Raw genomic sequence first — 16,885 nt, forward strand, 5'->3', positions numbered from 1 at the left:
CATGTCCCACCCCGGCCCAGCGAGTACGCAGGCCCGCCGCGTCCTCGCCGTCATCCCCGCCCGCGGCGGCTCCAAGGGGGTGCCCGCCAAGAACCTCGCCCCGGTCGGCGGCGTGCCGCTGGTGGTCAGGGCCGTCCGCGCGTGCCTGGCCGCGCGGCTCGTCACGGACGTCGTGGTCTCCACCGACGACCACGTGATCGGCGAGACCGCCCGCGCCGCCGGCGCCGAGGTGGTCCTGCGCCCCGCCGCGATCGCCGGGGACACCGCGACCAGCGAGGCCGCCGTCCTGCACGCGATGGACGCCCACGAGGCCCTGCACGGCACCCGTGTCGGCATCGACGTCGTACTGCTCGTGCAGTGCACCAGCCCCTTTCTCACCCCCGAGGACGTCGACGGGGTGGCCGCGGCCGTCGTCGAGAAGGGCGCGGACACGGCCGTCACGGTCGCCCCCTTCCACGGCTTCATCTGGCGCGACGCCGCCGACGACGCCACGGACGGCACCCCGGACGTGCCCGCGCAGCGCACCGACTCCCTGGGCGGCACCGCGACGCTGGCCAACTCCACCCGCACCCGAGGCGGTTACGGCGTCAACCACGACAAGTCCTTCCGCCCGCGCCGCCAGGACCGCCCCCAGGACCTCCTGGAGACCGGCGCCGCCTACGCGATGGACGCGGCAGGCTTCCGTGCCCAGAAGCACCGCTTCTTCGGCCACACCGAACCGGTCCGCACCGACCCCGCCCGCGTCCTGGAGGTCGACGATCCGCACGACCTCGCGCGGGCCCGCGCGCTGGCCCCCCTCTTCGACACGGGCCGCGCGCAAGCCCTGCCCACCGCCGCCGACATCGACGCGGTGGTCCTCGACTTCGACGGCACCCAGACCGACGACAGGGTGCTGATCGACTCCGACGGAAGGGAGTTCGTCTCCGTGCACCGCGGAGACGGCCTCGGCATCGCGGCCCTCCGCAAGAGCGGCCTGCGCATGCTGATCCTCTCCACGGAGCAGAACCCGGTCGTCGCCGCGCGCGCCAGGAAGCTCAAGCTCCCCGTGCTGCACGGCATCGACCGGAAAGACCTCGCACTGAAGCAGTGGTGCGAGGAACAGGGCATCGCGCCCGAGCGCGTGCTCTACGTCGGCAACGACGTCAACGACCTCCCGTGCTTCGCCCTCGTGGGCTGGCCCGTGGCGGTCGCCAGTGCCCACGACGTCGTACGCGGCGCGGCCCGCGCGGTCACCACCGTGCCCGGCGGTGAAGGCGCGATCCGAGAGATCGCCAGCTGGGTCCTCGGCCCCTCTCTCGACTCCCTCCACAATTAAGGAAAGTTCCTGCCATGAGCACCCTCTCCCCCGTCACCTCCATCGGCGCCACCTCCCGTCTGCGCCGGTTCGGCTCGAAGACGGCCGGCCCCGGTCAGCCCGTGTACATCACCGGCGAGATCGGCATCAACCACAACGGTGACCTGGAGAACGCGTTCAAGCTGATCGACGCGGCCGCCGAGGCGGGCTGTGACGCGGTCAAGTTCCAGAAGCGCACCCCCGAGATCTGCACCCCGCGCGACCAGTGGGACATCGAGCGCGACACCCCCTGGGGCCGCATGACGTACATCGACTACCGCCACCGCGTGGAGTTCGGCGAGGACGAGTACCGCCAGATCGACGAGTACTGCAAGACCAAGAACATCGACTGGTTCGCCTCCCCGTGGGACACCGAGGCCGTCGCCTTCCTGGAGAAGTTCGACGTGCCCGCCCACAAGGTGGCCTCCGCCTCCCTCACCGACGACGAGCTGCTGCGCGCCCTGCGCGCCACCGGCCGCACGGTCATCCTCTCCACCGGCATGTCGACGCCGAAGCAGATCCGCCACGCCGTCGAGGTACTCGGCAGCGACAACATCCTGATGTGCCACGCCACGTCGACGTACCCGGCGCAGGCCGAGGAGCTGAACCTCCGCGTCATCAACACCCTCCAGCAGGAGTACCCGAACGTCCCGATCGGCTACTCCGGCCACGAGACCGGCCTCCAGACCACCCTGGCCGCGGTCGCCCTCGGCGCCACCTTCGTCGAGCGCCACATCACCCTCGACCGCGCCATGTGGGGCTCCGACCAGGCCGCCTCCGTCGAGCCGCAGGGCCTGACCCGCCTGGTCCGCGACATCCGCACCATCGAGGCGTCCCTCGGCGACGGCGTCAAGAAGGTCTACGAGTCGGAGCTCGGCCCCATGAAGAAGCTCCGCCGTGTCGCGGGCGTCGTCGCCGAGGCCGAGTCGTCGACGGACGGGTCCGCGGACGCCGGCGCCGAGCAGGTCGCGGTCTGAGCGCCCACCGGTTACGGGATACGGACGCAACGACGATGAGCCCCCGAGCCGGCCGAGCCGCCGCCGACGCCACCGCCCCCTCCACGCTCGCCTTCGTGGAGAGCCCTGTTCAGCTGCTGAACGTCCTGGAGTGGGCGCACGCCGCGGCCGCGACCGGCCCGGCCGGGGGCCTCACCGTCGTCGTCCTGTCGCCCAACGACCCGATGACCCGCGGCCAGTTGCGCCGCATGGCGCAGCTCGTGCGGGACGAAAGCGTCGAGGTCCGTTGGGAGGAGGCGCGCGGCGGCGCGACGGCTCCGTTCCAGACGATAGGGGGCCTCGCGGGAGCGCTGCGCAAGGCCGACCGGATCGTCATAGGCGACCCGTTCTCCCGTTACGTACAGCTGCTGCTGACGATCACCCGGGCCCGCTCCCTGGTGGTGGTGGACGACGGCACGGCGACCATGGAGTTCATCGCCCAGCTGGCCCGCGGCGAGCGCCTGGTGCGCTGGCACCGCAAGGGCGGCCGCCCCGGCCCCCGCGACCTGCTCTTCGCCCCGGTCTCCGCCTCGGCGCGGCGGCGCCTGACGCCCGGCGGGGCGCGCACGGTGGAGGTCTTCTCCTCGATGCCGATCGACCAGGCGCCGCCCGGCATCGACGTCACGGTCAACGCCTTCGCCTGGACCAGGGAGCGCTTCGGCCCGCCCCGCATCACCCGCGGCGCGGACCTGGTCGGCACCTCCCTCGTGGAGACCGGCGTCGTGGACCCCGACCGCTATGTGGAGGCGGTCCGCGCCCTCGCCATGACCCACGGGGCGACGCGGTATTTCGCGCACCGCCGCGAGAGTTCCGAGAAGCTGCACCGCCTGGCGGTGGAGACGGGCCTCCAGGTGGTCCGCCCCGACCTGCCGCTGGAGCTGATCGCCCGCCGCGGCCCGGTCGGCCGCACGATCCTCAGCTTCCCCTCCACGGTCGTCCACACGCTGCCCCTGGCCCTGGCGGGCACGGAAGTACAGGTGGCGGTCTGCGACATCGAACCGGCCTGGCTGACGGAGAACGCCTCGCCGCGCGCCCAGGGCTTCCTGTCCGGCGTGACGGGGACGGCCAGGGACGTGACCCGGCTGACGTCGGTGCAGCACACGGCACCGGCGTAACGGCACCGGGGCGACGGCATAGGGCGCCGACTACGGGGCGAAGCGCCGGACGTACCGGCGCTGCCAGGGCGTCTCCACCGCGTGCCGGTCGTAGTGCGCCCGTACGAAGGCGACGGCCTCCTCGGCAGGCACCCCGTCCAGGACGGCGATACAGGCGAGGGCGGTCCCGGTCCGCCCGCGCCCGCCCCCGCAGGCCACCTCCACACGCTCCTCGGCGGCCCGCTCCCACGCCTCGCGCAGCACCCCCCGCGCCAGCGCGCGATCACTCGGCAGCCGGAAGTCGGGCCAGGCCAACCACCGCGCTTCCCAGGGGACTTCGGGCGGCCGCTTGCCGAGGAGGTAGACGCCGAGATCGGGCACGTCACCGTCGGGAAGGGGGCGCCGAAGCCCCCGGCCCCGCACGAGCCGTCCGGAGGGCAACCGCAGGACTCCGGCGCCGCCGGCCTGCCACGTACCCGTCTTCGCGTCACCGGTCATGCCCGCAAGGCTAGGCGCAACCACCGGCCCGGGCAGCGCACTTCGCCGTTGCTCGTTCAGGGGGCGCCGTGAGCGGGCGACATCGTCGCAGCCGACGTCATCGCGTCCAGGAGGGCCTTCGCGCGGGCCGGACTGACCTCGGTGCGGGCGATGACGGTCGGGACGGCGATGCCCGGCATCATCAGGCGCCACATGCGGATGACGCGGTCGACCAGGTCCGCGCGGTCCTCGCTGACGACGGCCGAGTACGTCTGCATGCCCGTACACGCCTCGACGACGAACTCGGCCAGTTCCACGGGGTCGATGCCCGCCTGGAGTTCGCCCTTCTCGACGGCGACCCGCAGGCAGTCGGCCATGATGCGGCTCCAGTCCTGGTACGGGGCGAAGTCGCGGACGCCGAAGGCACCCTGCTCACGGACGTCACGGCCGCGGCCCGGGAGACCGCGGGGCAGGGGGCGACGCAGAACTAGAAGACGCAGAACTACAAGGGGTATGGGGCAGGCCACGGGAGTCCCCCGGGCCCATCGGCCGCCTGCCCCGACCGGAGGAGTGCTCCCTCCCCCGCCCGGCGGAGCCCCGCCCCACCACTCGCGCCTCCGTGACGACGTGCCCGCCGCCGCCCCCGCGACAGCATCACCCCATGCTGAGAATCACCGCCCTGCCCGACGTCCCCCGCTGGGCCGTCCTCGCTGCCCACGCCGTGCCCTGGATCACCCTGCCCTCCGGACTCTGGCGGGTGGCCCTGGTGGCCGGGCTGCCCGTGGCCGCGCAGGAGCAGCGCGGCACCGGCGAGGCCGTGTACATCCTGCTGCTCAGCCTGGTGTCCGAGGGGCTGGCGTTGCTCACGCTCGGTCTGGTGCGCGGGTGGGGTGAGGTCGTGCCCGGGTGGGTACCCGTGATCGGCGGGCGGCCGGTGCCGACGATGGCGGCGGTCGCACCCGCCCTGCTCGGGGCCGCCGGTCTGTTCGGCCTGCTGGGCTGGGCCTGCTACGCACAGATCGCCGGATTGGGGGCCGAATCGGGTGTGACGGACAGTACAGCGCAAAGCGCATTGCTCGTGCTTTGCTATATACCGCTGATCGCCTGGCCGCCCCTGCTGACGGCGGTCGCCCTCGCCTACTACAGGCGCCGGACGGCCTGCGCAGCCCCCGAGGCGGCGTGAAAGTTTACCCACCCCGATCAGCGGCCATGCGCCACGAGGCCACTATTTCTTCCCCTATCGGGCTGAACTTTTGTTGATCGTGGGTTAGTTGGCCGTTGCATCGCCCTACCCTTCAGAGGGTGAACCAACTGATGTCCTGTGCGACCGAAGAGGTGTCCGCCGACGTGTTCGGAACGGAGTCCGCGCCCGCGGAAAGCCTTCCCGGCGCGCTGCCCCCAGCGCTCCGTGCCGAGCTCGTCGCTTTCCGTCGCGACCTGCACATGCACCCGGAGCTCGGCAACCAGGAGTTCCGCACCACCGCCGCCATCAAGGCGCGCCTGGAGGAGGCGGGCCTCGCGCCCCGTGTGCTCGCCGGCGGCACCGGCCTCGTCTGCGACATCGGTGTGCCGGACGCGACGCGCCCCATGCTCGCCCTGCGCGCCGACATCGACGCACTGCCCATCCCGGACACCAAGCTCGGCGTGGCCTACCGCTCCACGGTGCCCGACCGGGCCCACGCCTGCGGGCACGACGTGCACACCACCGTCGTCCTCGGTGCCGGCCTGGTCTTCGCCGACCTGGCGCGCAAGGGGCAGCTGCCCGCCCCGGTGCGGCTGATCTTCCAGCCCGCCGAGGAGGTCCTGCCGGGCGGTGCCGCCGACGCCATCAAGGACGGCGTGCTCGACGGCGTCGGGAAGATCATTGCCGTGCACTGCGACCCCCGCGTCGACGCGGGCCGCATCGGGCTGCGGCACGGCCCCATCACCTCCGCCTGCGACCGCCTGGAGGTCTCGCTCGACGGGCCCGGCGGCCACACCGCGCGCCCGCACCTCACCACCGACCTCGTCACGGCCGTCGCCAAGGTCGCCACCGAGGTGCCGGCCCTGGTCTCCCGCCGCGCCGACGCCCGCTCGGGCCTCTCGCTGACCTGGGGCCGCATCGAGTGCGGCCACGCCCCGAACGTCATCCCGCAGCACGCCGAGCTGTCCGGGACCGTGCGCTGCCTCGACCTCAGGGCCTGGCGGCAGGCTCCCGACCTGGTGCACGGCGCCATCCAGGAGATCGCCGACCTGTACCGCGCCAAGTCCGAGATCACCTACGTCCGCGGCGTCCCGCCCGTCGTCAACGACGGGACCGTCGCCGACCTGTTGCGCGACGCCATGGTCGAGCGGCGCGGCCTGCACTCGGTCGAGGACACCGAGCAGAGCCTCGGCGGCGAGGACTTCTCCTGGTACCTGGAGCACGTGCCCGGCGCCATGGCCCGGCTCGGCGTCCGCAGGCCGGGGGAGCGCACCGTGCGCGACCTCCACCAGGGCGACTTCGACGCGGACGAGTCGGCCATCACGGTCGGCGTCGAACTCTTCACCGCCGCGGCCCTGTTGGACGCGGCGCGCGACTGAGCCGAGTGACCCAAGAGGGCCGGTCGGGTGAGAGGGAGCCGAGAGGGCGCCCTTTCACCCGACCGGCCCCTCGCGCATGACCGGCGCCCGGCACGAATGGGTAACGGCCGCGCGGAAACCCGTTCCCTTCCTTTCTACGCGCGTTAATGTGCGCCGAAATCAGCGCCGTCAACGGTGCGTTGGGGAACGTGAGGAGTACGTCCTGTGCGTCGTGTATCAAGACTTTCCCAAGTGGCCGTGGCCGTGGCATCGCTCGCCCTCGCCGCCTCGGCGTGCGGCAAGACCAGCAGCGAGGCCTCCAAAGAAGAGGGCGGCAAGGAGAAGGACTCCGGCACCTCCTCGTCGTACGAGGGCAAAGGCATCGGTCTGGCCTACGACATCGGCGGGCAGGGCGACCAGTCCTTCAACGACGCCGCCTACGCGGGCTACAGCAAGGCCCGCGAGGAGTTCAAGATCGGCGGCGTCGACATGGAGCCGGGTGACGGCGAGTCCAGCGCCGACAAGGTCCAGCGCCTCGAACAGCTCGCCAAGCAGGGGTACGACCCGGTGATCGGCGTCGGTTTCGTCTACGCGCCCGCGGTGGCGGCCGCCGCGAAGAAGTTCCCGGACACCACCTTCGGGATCATCGACGACAACACCGTGAAGGCGGACAACGTCGCCGGCCTGGTCTTCCACGAGGAACAGGGCTCCTATCTGGCGGGGGTCGCCGCGGCGAAAGCGAGCAAGGCCGAGCACATCGGATTCGTGGGCGGCGTGGACATTCCGCTGATCCACAAATTCGAGGCCGGATACGTGCAGGGCGCGAAGTCGGTCAATCCGAAGATCAAAATCGAGAAGCGCTATCTGACGGAAAAGCCCGAGGAGGGCGGCTTCAGCAGCCCCGACAAGGGGCAGAACGCCGCGAGCGGGCAGATCGAGGCCGGCGCGGACGTGATCTACCACGCGGCCGGGCTCTCCGGTCAGGGCGTCATCCAGGAGGTCGGCTCGCAGAAGAAGTGGGCGATCGGCGTCGACTCCGACCAGTACAAGCAGAAGGCCCTCGCCAAGTACAAGCAGTACATCCTGGGCTCGGCACTCAAGGACGTCGGCGGCGCGGTGTACGACCTGGCGAAGTCGGTCGTCGAGGGCAAGCCGATGAAGGGCGAGCAGCGCTACGACCTCGGGTCGGGCCGTGTCGGCTTCTCCGACTCCAACCCGAGGTACACGGCGATGAAGGACGTCGTCGCCGCCGTGGAGAAGGCCAAGAAGGACATCGTCAGCGGCAAGGTGAAGGTCAAGACCGTGCCGTAGGACGGCCCGGGGACGTTGTACGTAGCACCCCGCCCGCACCTCTCCCGCCGTTGTACGTAGTACGTCCTGCGGCGACTGGGCGCCCCCCATCAAGGGGGCGCCCACCGCGTGTTCGCCCGCCGGACGCCCCGTGGCCACAGGTCGATAACGGACCGGACAGAAGGGTTCTTATGTCAGGTCTACGCGCGTTACGCTGCGGCGAAATCAGCGCCGGGGTAAGGCGCGTACGTGCTTGTGCTTGCTTGACTCAAGGAGTTCGTCTCTATGCGCCGGGTGTCTCGAATAGCTGTCGCGGGCGCCGCGACCGCAGCCCTCGCCGTCTCCGTCTCCGCCTGTGGTGGTACGTCCAGTGACGCCGCCGCGAGCAAGGACGACAAGAACAAGGGCGTCGCCATCGCCTACGACGTCGGCGGTGCCGGCGACCAGTCCTTCAACGACGCCGCGACCGTGGGCATGAAGAAGGCCGCCAAGGAGTTCAAGGTCGGCGAGAAGGCCGTCGAGCCCGTCGACGGCGAGTCGGACGCCGACAAGGCGCAGCGCCTGACGCAGCTCGCCAAGCAGGGCTACAACCCGGTCATCGGCGTCGGCTACGCCTACGCCCCGGCCATCAAGGAGGTCTCGGCGAAGTTCCCGAAGGTCACCTTCGGCATCGTCGACGACGAGACCGTCAAGGCCGACAACGTCGCCGACCTCGTCTTCAGCGAGCAGGAGGCGTCCTACCTCGCGGGCGTCGCCGCCGCCAAGACCACCAAGTCCAAGACCGTCGGCTTCGTCGGCGGCGTGGACGTCCCCCTCATCCACAAGTTCGAGGCGGGCTTCGCGCAGGGCGTCAAGGACACGAACCCCAAGGTCAAGGTCGTCAAGCAGTACCTGACGGAGAAGGCCGAGGACGGCGGCTTCACCAGCCCCGACAAGGGCAAGACCGCCGCGCAGGGCCAGATCGAGAAGGGCGCCGACGTGGTCTACCACGCCGCGGGCCTCTCCGGTCAGGGCGTCATCGAGGCCGCCGCCGCCAAGAAGATCTGGGCGATCGGCGTCGACTCCGACCAGTACAAGCAGGACGCGCTCGCCAAGTACAAGAAGTACATCCTGACCTCGGCGACCAAGGACGTCGCGGCCTCCGTCTACAACCTGGCGAAGGCCGTCGAGGACGGCACGGCCAAGGGCGGCGTCGTCCGCGCCGACCTCAAGTCGGGCGGTGTCGCGCTCGCCGACTCCAACCCCGAGTTCCAGAAGATGAAGGATGTCCAGGCGGCCCTGAAGAAGGCCGAAGAGGGCATCAAGAGCGGCAAGATCAAGGTCAAGACCACGCCGTGACGGCGTGACCGCCTGACCGGTCGCCGTGACGGCGGCGTGATGCTCGTACGACGGGGTGTGGGGGACGATGTTTCCCCCGCGCCCCGTTCGCGCGGACCACACACCCACCACTGAGCAGTTTTTCAGCAGCAGGGGCGCTGCGCGCGTAGGCGGCCCCTTTCCTTCAGGCCCCTTCAGGCCCTCTGGCCCCCGAGGAGAGTGCGCCATCGACGCGTCCACCAGCCCTCCGCCCGTCGCCGTCGAACTCGCCGGCATCACCAAGCGCTTCCCCGGAGTCGTGGCCAACCACGACATCCACCTCACCGTCCGCAAGGGCACCGTCCACGCCCTCGTCGGCGAGAACGGCGCCGGCAAGTCGACGCTGATGAAGATCCTCTACGGCATGCAGAAGCCGGACGAGGGCACCATCACCGTCGACGGTGAGCAGGTCTCCTTCGCCGGTCCCGCCGACGCCATCGCGCGCGGCATCGGCATGGTGCACCAGCACTTCATGCTGGCCGACCAGCTGACGGTCCTGGAGAACATCGTCCTCGGCAGCGAGAAGCTGCACGGCATCGGCGGCGCGGCCCGCCGCAAGATCGTCGAGCTGTCCGACCGGTACGGCCTCGGGGTGCGCCCCGACGCGTACGTGGAGGACCTCGGCGTCGCCGACCGCCAGCGCGTGGAGATCCTCAAGGTCCTCTACCGCGGCGCCACCACGCTGATCCTCGACGAGCCCACCGCCGTCCTCGTGCCGCAGGAGGTCGACGCGCTCTTCGAGAACCTCCGCGGGCTCAAGTCCGAGGGCCTGTCGGTCATCTTCATCTCCCACAAGCTGGGCGAGGTGCTGTCCGTCGCCGACGACATCACCGTCATCCGGCGCGGTACGACGGTCGGCACGGCGGTCCCCGCCGAGACGACACCGCGTCAGCTCGCCGAGCTGATGGTGGGCAGCGAACTGCCCACCCCCGAGACGGCGGAGTCGACGGTCACCGACCGCCCGATGATCCAGGTCGAGAGCCTGAAGCTGCTCGCCGCCGGCGACTCGGGCCGCGCCCTGCTCGACGACATCTCCTTCACGATCCACGAGGGAGAGGTCCTCGGCATCGCGGGCGTCGAGGGCAACGGCCAGACCGAGCTGATCGACGCGCTCATCGGCCTCAAGCACGCCGACTCCGGTGTGATCCGCATGGCGGGCGAGGACATCACCGCCGTACCGACGCGCAAGCGCCGCGAGGACGGCATCGGGTACATCCCCGAGGACCGCCACCGCCACGGCCTCCTCCTGGAGTCCCCGCTGTGGGAGAACCGCATCCTCGGCCACGTCACCGAGAAGCCGAACGCGCGCGGATTCTGGCTGGACATCAAGGGCGCCCAGGCCGACACCCGCCGCATCGTCGAGGAGTACGACGTCCGTACCCCCGGCATCGACGTGACGGCCGCCTCGCTCTCCGGCGGCAACCAGCAGAAGCTGATCGTCGGCCGCGAGATGAGCCACAAGCCGCGCTTCCTGATCGCCGCCCACCCCACCCGCGGCGTGGACGTCGGCGCGCAGGCGCAGATCTGGGACCAGATCCGCGAGGCCCGCCGCGAGGGCCTCGCCGTGCTGCTGATCTCCGCCGACCTGGACGAGCTGATCGGCCTCTCCGACACCCTGCGCGTCATCTACCGCGGGCGGCTCGTCGCGGACGCCGACCCGGCCACCATCACACCCGAGGAGCTGGGGTCGGCGATGACAGGTGCCGCCGCCGGTCACCTGGAACACGTCGAGTCCGGTGACGGCTCCGAGGAGGACGAGACCCGATGAAGAAGTTCGACAAGGAGCGCCTGCTCCTCGGCGTGGCCGGACCGGTCATCGCCCTGATCGTGGCCGTGGTGCTGACCTCGGGCGTGCTGCTCGCCTCGGGCAAGAGCCCGATCGAGCCGTACAGCCTGATGTTCGAGCAGGCCACCTACTCCGACGTCCAGGTACTGATCATCAACCAGGCCGGGATGTACTACCTGGCCGCCCTCGCGGTGGCCATCGGCTTCCGGATGAACCTGTTCAACATCGGGGTCGACGGCCAGTACCGCCTCGCCGCGATGATCACCGCGGTCGTCGGCGCGCACGTCGCGCTGCCCGCCGCGCTCCAGATCCCGCTGCTGATCGCGGTCGCCATGCTCACCGGCGCGTTCTGGGCCGGCATCGCGGGTCTGCTGAAGACCACCCGCGGCGTCAGCGAGGTCGTCGCGACGATCATGCTCAACTCCATCGCGACGAGCGTCATCGGCTACCTCACGCTCACCAAGAACTTCGGCGTGCCGGTCGGCAACAACCAGACCACCGGCGTGATGAAGGAGTCGGGCTGGTTCCCCGGCATCAAGCTGGCGGGCGGCGAGGTCTACGGCTTCGTCTTCGTCGCCGTCCTCGCGGGCGTCCTGTACTGGCTGGTCCTCAACCGCACCCGCTTCGGCTTCGACCTGCGCGCCACCGGCGCCTCCGAGTCGGCCGCCGCGGCCAGCGGGGTCAACGCCAAGCGCATGGCGCTCACCGCCATGCTGATCTCCGGCGCGGTCGCGGGCCTGTCCGGCATGCCGATCCTGCTCGGCGACACCCACACCTACAGCCTCAGCTTCCCCTCGGGGCTCGGCTTCATCGGCATCGGCATCGCGCTGCTCGGCCGCAACAACCCGGTCGGCATCGCGCTCGCCGCCCTGCTCTGGGCCTTCCTCGACAAGGCGTCGCCCGCTCTCGACTACGCCCAGCCGGAGCCGTACGACAAGGAGATCGCGGTGATCATGCAGGGCATCATCGTGATCGCGGTCGTCGTCTCCTACGAGGCCGTACGCCGCTGGGGCCTCAACCGCCAGCAGCAGCGCGTGGGCGAGGAACTGGCCGCCGCCGCACGGGCCAACGCCGACAACGGCAGCAACGGCACCAACGACACCGTGAAGGAGGCGACTGCCCGATGAGCACGGCATCCGTGGTCAAGCCCCCGGCCAAGCAGCCCGCGCCGGGCCGCCGCCGCATCTCGCTCCCCGTCCTCCTGCTGATCATCGCGGGCGTCCTGGTGCTGACCTCCGTGGTCCGCATGATCACCGGCGCCGACGGCATCACGTCCACCGGCCAGATGTCGACGGCCCTGCAACTCGCCGTCCCGATCGGTCTCGCGGGCCTCGGCGGCCTGTGGGCCGAGCGCGCGGGCGTGGTCAACATCGGCCTCGAAGGCATGCTGATCCTCGGCACCTGGTTCGGCGCCTGGGCCGGCTTCCAGTGGGGCCCGTGGGTCGGTGTCCTGTTCGGCATCGCGGGCGGCGCCCTCGGCGGCCTGCTGCACGCCATCGTGACGGTCACCTTCAACGTCAACCACATCGTCTCCGGTGTGGCCCTGAACATCCTGGCCCTCGGCGCCACGCGCTACCTCGCCACCTTCGCCTTCGAGGGCGAGGAGGGCGGTACGTCCAAGCAGTCGCCGCCCGTCGAATCGCTCGGCAGCTTCTCCGTGCCGGGGCTCTCCGACTGGCTGGCCGACCTCAACGGCAAGCACTGGTTCCTGGTCTCCGACCTCGCGGGCCTGTTCGGCGGCCTGTTCACCAATCTGTCGCCGCTCACCGTCGTCGCCGTGGCGATGGTGCCGCTGAGCTGGTGGGTGCTGTGGCGCACCTCGTTCGGCCTGCGGCTGCGCTCCTGCGGCGAGAACCCGATCGCCGCCGAGTCGCTCGGCGTGAACGTCTACAAGTACAAGTACCTGGCCGTCGTCATCTCCGGTGGTTTCGCGGGCCTCGGCGGCGCGTTCCTCTCACTGGTCGCCTCCAACATCTACCTGGAGGGCCAGACCGGCGGCCGCGGCTACATCGGCCTCGCCGCGATGATCTTCGGCAACTGGATGCCGGGCGGACTGGCGCTCGGCGCGGGCCTGTTCGGTTACACCGACAGCCTCAAGCTCCGGGGCGGCGGCACCAACGTCCACGCGCTGCTGCTGCTCCTCGCGATCCTCCTGATCATCGGCGCGGCCTACCTCGTATGGCGCAAGCGGTACGTCCCCGCGGTGCTCACCGCGGCCGTCTCCGCGCTCATGTTCCTGTGGTACGGCTTGACCGACGAGGTGCCCAACCAGGTCGTCACCGCCACTCCGTACGTGGTGACCCTGCTGGTCCTCTCGCTCTCCGCCCAGCGGCTGCGCATGCCGAAGGCGGACGGAATGCCGTACCGGAAGGGGCAAGGAAAGTGACGTCAGCCGCCGCGGACACCGACCGGACCGACTGGGACGCCCTGCGGGAGGCCGCGCGCGAGGCCATGTCCCGTGCGTACGCGCCCTATTCCGGGTTCCCGGTCGGGGCGGCGGCCCTGGTCGACGACGGCAGGACGGTCTCCGGCTGCAACGTGGAGAACGCCTCCTACGGCCTCGGCCTGTGCGCCGAATGCGGCCTGGTCTCCCAGCTCCAGCTGACCGGCGGCGGCCGCCTCACGCACTTCACGTGCGTGGACGGCAAGGGCGAGATCCTGATGCCGTGCGGCCGCTGCCGCCAGCTGCTGTACGAGTTCGGCGGTCCGGAGCTGCTCCTGGAGACGGCCTCGGGGGTGCGGACGCTGGCGGACATGCTGCCGGACGCGTTCGGGCCCCAGCGGCTCAACTGAACGCGGGCCCCCGCCTGTTGGCGGGGGCTTCTTCACGCCCTGACTCTATGCGCGTAGAGTCACGGAGGTATGGGACACGTACTCCCGTACGTACGCCGTTGTACTGCTGGAAGGACATGCCATGGACGTCATCTCCGTCATCCGCACCAAGCGTGACCGGGGCGAGCTGAGCGACGAGCAGATCGACTGGGTCATCGACGCGTACACGCGCGGCGCGGTCGCCGACGAGCAGATGTCGGCCCTGGCGATGGCGATCCTCCTGAACGGCATGAACCGCAAGGAGATCGCCCGCTGGACCGCCGCGATGATCGCGTCCGGCGAGCGCATGGACTTCTCCTCGCTCTCCCGCCCGACGTCCGACAAGCACTCCACGGGCGGCGTCGGCGACAAGATCACGCTGCCGCTCGCCCCGCTGGTCGCCGCGTGCGGCGCGGCCGTCCCGCAGCTGTCGGGCCGCGGCCTCGGCCACACCGGCGGCACCCTCGACAAGCTGGAGGCCATCCCCGGCTGGCGGGCGCTGCTCTCCAACGAGGAGATGCTGAACGTCCTGGACGGCGTCGGCTCGGTGATCTGCGCGGCGGGCGACGGCCTGGCGCCGGCCGACAAGAAGCTGTACGCGCTGCGCGACGTGACCGGCACGGTGGAGGCGATCCCGCTGATCGCCTCGTCCATCATGTCGAAGAAGATCGCCGAGGGGACGGGTTCGCTGGTCCTGGACGTGAAGGTCGGCACCGGCGCCTTCATGAAGAACCTCGACGACGCGCGCGAACTCGCCTCCACGATGGTGGAGTTGGGCACGGACAGCGGCGTCCGCACGGTGGCCCTCCTTACGGACATGTCGACGCCGTTGGGCCTGACCGCGGGCAACGCCCTGGAGGTCCGCGAGTCGGTCGAGGTCCTGGCGGGCGGCGGCCCGGCGGACGTGGTCGAACTGACCCTGGCGCTGGCCCGCGAGATGCTCGACGCGGCGGGCCTGAAGGACGCCGACCCGGCGAAGGCGCTGGCCGACGGCTCGGCGATGGACGTATGGCGCCGCATGATCGCGGCGCAGGGCGGCGACCCGGACGCGAAGCTGCCGGTGGCCCGCGAGCAGCACGTGGTGACGGCACCGTCGTCCGGCGTCCTGACCCGGCTCGACGCGTACGACATCGGCGTCGCCGCCTGGCGCCTGGGCGCGGGCCGCGCCCGCAAGGAGGACGTGGTCCAGGCGGGCGCGGGTGTCGAACTCCACGCGAAGCCGGGCGACACGGTCGAGGCGGGCGCCCCGCTGCTGACCCTGCACACGGACACGCCGGAGCGGTTCGCGTACGCGCTGGAGTCGGTGGCGGGCTCGTACGACATCGCTCCCGCGGGGACGGCGTTCTCGGCGACGCCGATCGTGCTGGACCGGATCGGCTAGGGGGTCGGGCCCTTGGCCAGGGGGCTGCGGGAGCGCCTCTGGCCAGGACTTACTCGTACGGGTGAACGGGATCGGTGGACCGCCGCCGGTCCCGTTCGGCATGCTGGGATCGGTGACGCACCGAAAGAGGAGACCGCCATGAGCGCACTCACCGTAGGCCACGAACCCGGCCAGGACTGGGACGACCTCGTCCGGCTCTGGGAGGAGATGGAGTGGCCCGAGGGCAGCAAGGTGGAGATCATCGAAGGGGTCATCACCGTGTCGCCGAGCCCGGCCAATCGCCACAACCTCGTCGCGGAGAAAGTGCACCGCCTGTTGTACTCCGTGCTTCCGGATGACTGGGGCGTCTTTCAGACCCTGTCCGTCGCCGTGCCCTCGAAGCTCGGCATGTTCATCCCCGACCTCGTCGTTATCCCCCTCGCGGAAGTGGAAGCTCCGGGGACGTATGTTCCGGCCGCCGCCGCCGAACTCGTCGTCGAGGTGACCTCCCCCTCCAACGCCCGTCACGACCGCGTCAGCAAGCCCGCTGCCTACGCCGCCGCAGGCATCCCCCTCTACCTCCTCATCGACCGCTGGGCCCCCGGTGGCCCCACCATCACTCTGTACGGCGAGCCCGCAGGTGATGTCTACCGGGTCCTCCAGGCCTGCAAGTTCGGTGACACCGTGCGCCTCCCCGAGCCCTTCGGCCTGGACCTCGACACGAGCGCCTTCCCCCAGGACTGACAGGCACGGCGCCCCGAGCCTCCCGTGATCCGACTTGACCCGTCCCCCGAGGGACGGGTTTAGCGTTCTGGGCGAACGAGGAGGTGCCCATGCGTGCGGGTGAGGCGGCCGCGGCTGCCGGTGTGACGATCAAAGCGTTGCGATACTACGAGGAATGCGGGCTGCTCAGTCCGGGCCGTGCCGCCAACGGATACCGCGACTACAGCGCGGAGGACGTCCGGCTGGCGGAGGAGATCCGCGGCCTCGGGGCGCTCGGCCTCACGCCCTCGGAGACGCGGCCGTTCCTGGCCTGCCTGCGCGCCGGTCACGAGACGGGCGATCACTGCGCGGAGTCCCTGGCCGCCTACCAGCAGAAGATCGAGGCCCTCGACCTCCTCATCGACCGGCTGACCGCCGGCCGGGACCGGCTGATCCGCCGCCGGGACGCGGCGGCCCGGCGTGGTTTCCCCCCTGTCACCCAGAACCTGATGAAGGAGCCCGACGAGATGCTGCCCCGCACCGATTCCCTCCCGCAGGCCGACCCGCTGCCCTCCGGCCTGCCCGCCCCCGTGGACGACGGCGGCGCCGCCCACCTGCCCGGCCGTACGCTCCCCCCGCTGCCGTTCACCGGCACGGACGGCGGCGACATCCGCCTGGACACCGTCTCCGAAGGCCGCTGGGTGCTGTTCTGCTATCCGCTGACCGGAGACCCGGCGGCCGACATCCCCGAGGGCTGGAACGAGATACCCGGCGCCCGCGGCTGCAGTCAGGAGGCGTGCAGCTTCCGCGACAACCTGGCCGCGCTGCGGGCCGAGGGCGTCGACCGGGTCCTCGCCCTGTCCTCGGACCGGGCCGACTACCAGCAGGCGCTCGTGGACCGGCTGCACCTGCCCTACCCGATGCTCTCCGACCCCGGGCTCACACTCGCGGACGCGCTGCGGCTCCCGACGTTCGAAGCCGACGGGCAGCGGCTCTACCGGCGCCTGACCCTCGTCCTGCGCGGCGCCACCATCGAGCACGTCTTCTACCCCGTCTTCCCGCCGGACACCCACGCCGACGAGGTGGCGCAGTGGTTCCGCGACCACCGGGACCACCGCGACGCCTGACCGGCGAAGGAGG

The 16,885-nt window shown here is 70.9% G+C and carries 16 protein-coding genes; 14 read left to right on the plus strand and 2 right to left on the minus strand.

The genetic code is table 11. The features are described 5' to 3' along the window. Position 1: 1 nt before the first annotated feature. Genes J2N69_RS22935 through J2N69_RS22945 form a run of 3 tightly spaced genes read left to right on the plus strand, consistent with a single transcriptional unit; the run spans position 2 to position 3,443 of the window. Positions 2-1,315 carry an N-acylneuraminate cytidylyltransferase gene (locus J2N69_RS22935; protein WP_230902422.1) on the plus strand — a complete coding sequence of 438 codons (1,314 nt, stop codon included), beginning with the start codon at positions 2-4 and terminating at the stop codon, positions 1,313-1,315. A 14-nt stretch (positions 1,316-1,329) separates the two neighbouring features. Continuing rightward, complete coding sequence (locus tag J2N69_RS22940; RefSeq protein WP_391939573.1) at positions 1,330-2,310, plus strand: N-acetylneuraminate synthase family protein; 981 nt, start codon at positions 1,330-1,332, stop codon at positions 2,308-2,310. Between the two features lie 35 nt (positions 2,311-2,345). After that, positions 2,346-3,443: a hypothetical protein gene (locus J2N69_RS22945; protein ID WP_230902423.1), complete on the plus strand. Its 1,098-nt coding sequence runs from the start codon at positions 2,346-2,348 to the stop codon at positions 3,441-3,443. Between the two features lie 30 nt (positions 3,444-3,473). On the opposite strand, the gene J2N69_RS22950 is transcribed toward J2N69_RS22945, so the two are convergent. Together J2N69_RS22950 and J2N69_RS22955 are read right to left on the minus strand one after the other, a co-directional pair. After that, positions 3,474-3,920: a protein-tyrosine phosphatase family protein gene (locus J2N69_RS22950; RefSeq protein ID WP_230902424.1), complete on the minus strand. Its 447-nt coding sequence runs from the start codon at positions 3,918-3,920 to the stop codon at positions 3,474-3,476. Between the two features lie 56 nt (positions 3,921-3,976). Continuing rightward, the gene (locus J2N69_RS22955) at positions 3,977-4,276 is read right to left on the minus strand and encodes a hypothetical protein (protein WP_230902425.1); all 300 of its coding nucleotides are present in this window, start codon (positions 4,274-4,276) and stop codon (positions 3,977-3,979) included. Positions 4,277-4,560: 284 nt separating this feature from the next. On the opposite strand from J2N69_RS22955, the gene J2N69_RS22960 reads away from it, so the two are divergent. The 11 genes from J2N69_RS22960 to J2N69_RS23010 all read left to right on the plus strand — a co-directional run bounded on the left by J2N69_RS22960 (position 4,561) and on the right by J2N69_RS23010 (position 16,872). Beyond that, positions 4,561-5,082, plus strand: coding sequence for a hypothetical protein (locus J2N69_RS22960; RefSeq protein WP_230902426.1), 522 nt, complete (start codon positions 4,561-4,563; stop codon positions 5,080-5,082). 119 nt (positions 5,083-5,201) lie between these two features. Next, entirely contained in the window at positions 5,202-6,461 is a 1,260-nt protein-coding gene (locus tag J2N69_RS22965; RefSeq protein ID WP_408056774.1) for a M20 family metallopeptidase, read from the plus strand. A gap of 204 nt (positions 6,462-6,665) precedes the next feature. Next, positions 6,666-7,751, plus strand: a complete 1,086-nt coding sequence (locus J2N69_RS22970) for a BMP family lipoprotein (RefSeq protein WP_230902427.1) — start codon at positions 6,666-6,668, stop codon at positions 7,749-7,751. A gap of 264 nt (positions 7,752-8,015) precedes the next feature. Beyond that, the gene (locus J2N69_RS22975; RefSeq protein WP_127909639.1) at positions 8,016-9,068 is read left to right on the plus strand and encodes a BMP family lipoprotein; all 1,053 of its coding nucleotides are present in this window, start codon (positions 8,016-8,018) and stop codon (positions 9,066-9,068) included. Between the two features lie 67 nt (positions 9,069-9,135). Further along, on the plus strand, positions 9,136-10,854 hold the full coding sequence (locus J2N69_RS22980) for an ABC transporter ATP-binding protein (RefSeq protein WP_408056775.1): 1,719 nt from the start codon (positions 9,136-9,138) through the stop codon (positions 10,852-10,854). Beyond that, on the plus strand, positions 10,851-11,999 hold the full coding sequence (locus tag J2N69_RS22985; RefSeq protein WP_230902428.1) for an ABC transporter permease: 1,149 nt from the start codon (positions 10,851-10,853) through the stop codon (positions 11,997-11,999). Before J2N69_RS22980 ends, J2N69_RS22985 begins: the two co-directional genes overlap by 4 nt. Next, positions 11,996-13,258, plus strand: coding sequence for an ABC transporter permease (locus J2N69_RS22990; RefSeq protein WP_230902429.1), 1,263 nt, complete (start codon positions 11,996-11,998; stop codon positions 13,256-13,258). The genes J2N69_RS22985 and J2N69_RS22990 overlap by 4 nt, the downstream gene beginning before the upstream one ends. After that, a complete protein-coding gene (locus tag J2N69_RS22995) occupies positions 13,255-13,665 on the plus strand; it encodes a cytidine deaminase (RefSeq protein ID WP_269075624.1) in 411 nt (136 codons plus the stop codon). Before J2N69_RS22990 ends, J2N69_RS22995 begins: the two co-directional genes overlap by 4 nt. A 121-nt stretch (positions 13,666-13,786) precedes the next feature. Beyond that, positions 13,787-15,064 carry a thymidine phosphorylase gene (locus tag J2N69_RS23000; RefSeq protein ID WP_230902430.1) on the plus strand — a complete coding sequence of 426 codons (1,278 nt, stop codon included), beginning with the start codon at positions 13,787-13,789 and terminating at the stop codon, positions 15,062-15,064. A gap of 138 nt (positions 15,065-15,202) precedes the next feature. After that, entirely contained in the window at positions 15,203-15,787 is a 585-nt protein-coding gene (locus tag J2N69_RS23005; RefSeq protein WP_230902431.1) for a Uma2 family endonuclease, read from the plus strand. 89 nt (positions 15,788-15,876) lie between these two features. Then, positions 15,877-16,872 carry a MerR family transcriptional regulator gene (locus tag J2N69_RS23010; RefSeq protein WP_230902432.1) on the plus strand — a complete coding sequence of 332 codons (996 nt, stop codon included), beginning with the start codon at positions 15,877-15,879 and terminating at the stop codon, positions 16,870-16,872. Positions 16,873-16,885: the final 13 nt, after the last annotated feature.

Source organism: Streptomyces huasconensis (assembly GCF_021028635.1).
Taxonomy (GTDB): Bacteria; Actinomycetota; Actinomycetes; order Streptomycetales; family Streptomycetaceae; genus Streptomyces; species Streptomyces huasconensis.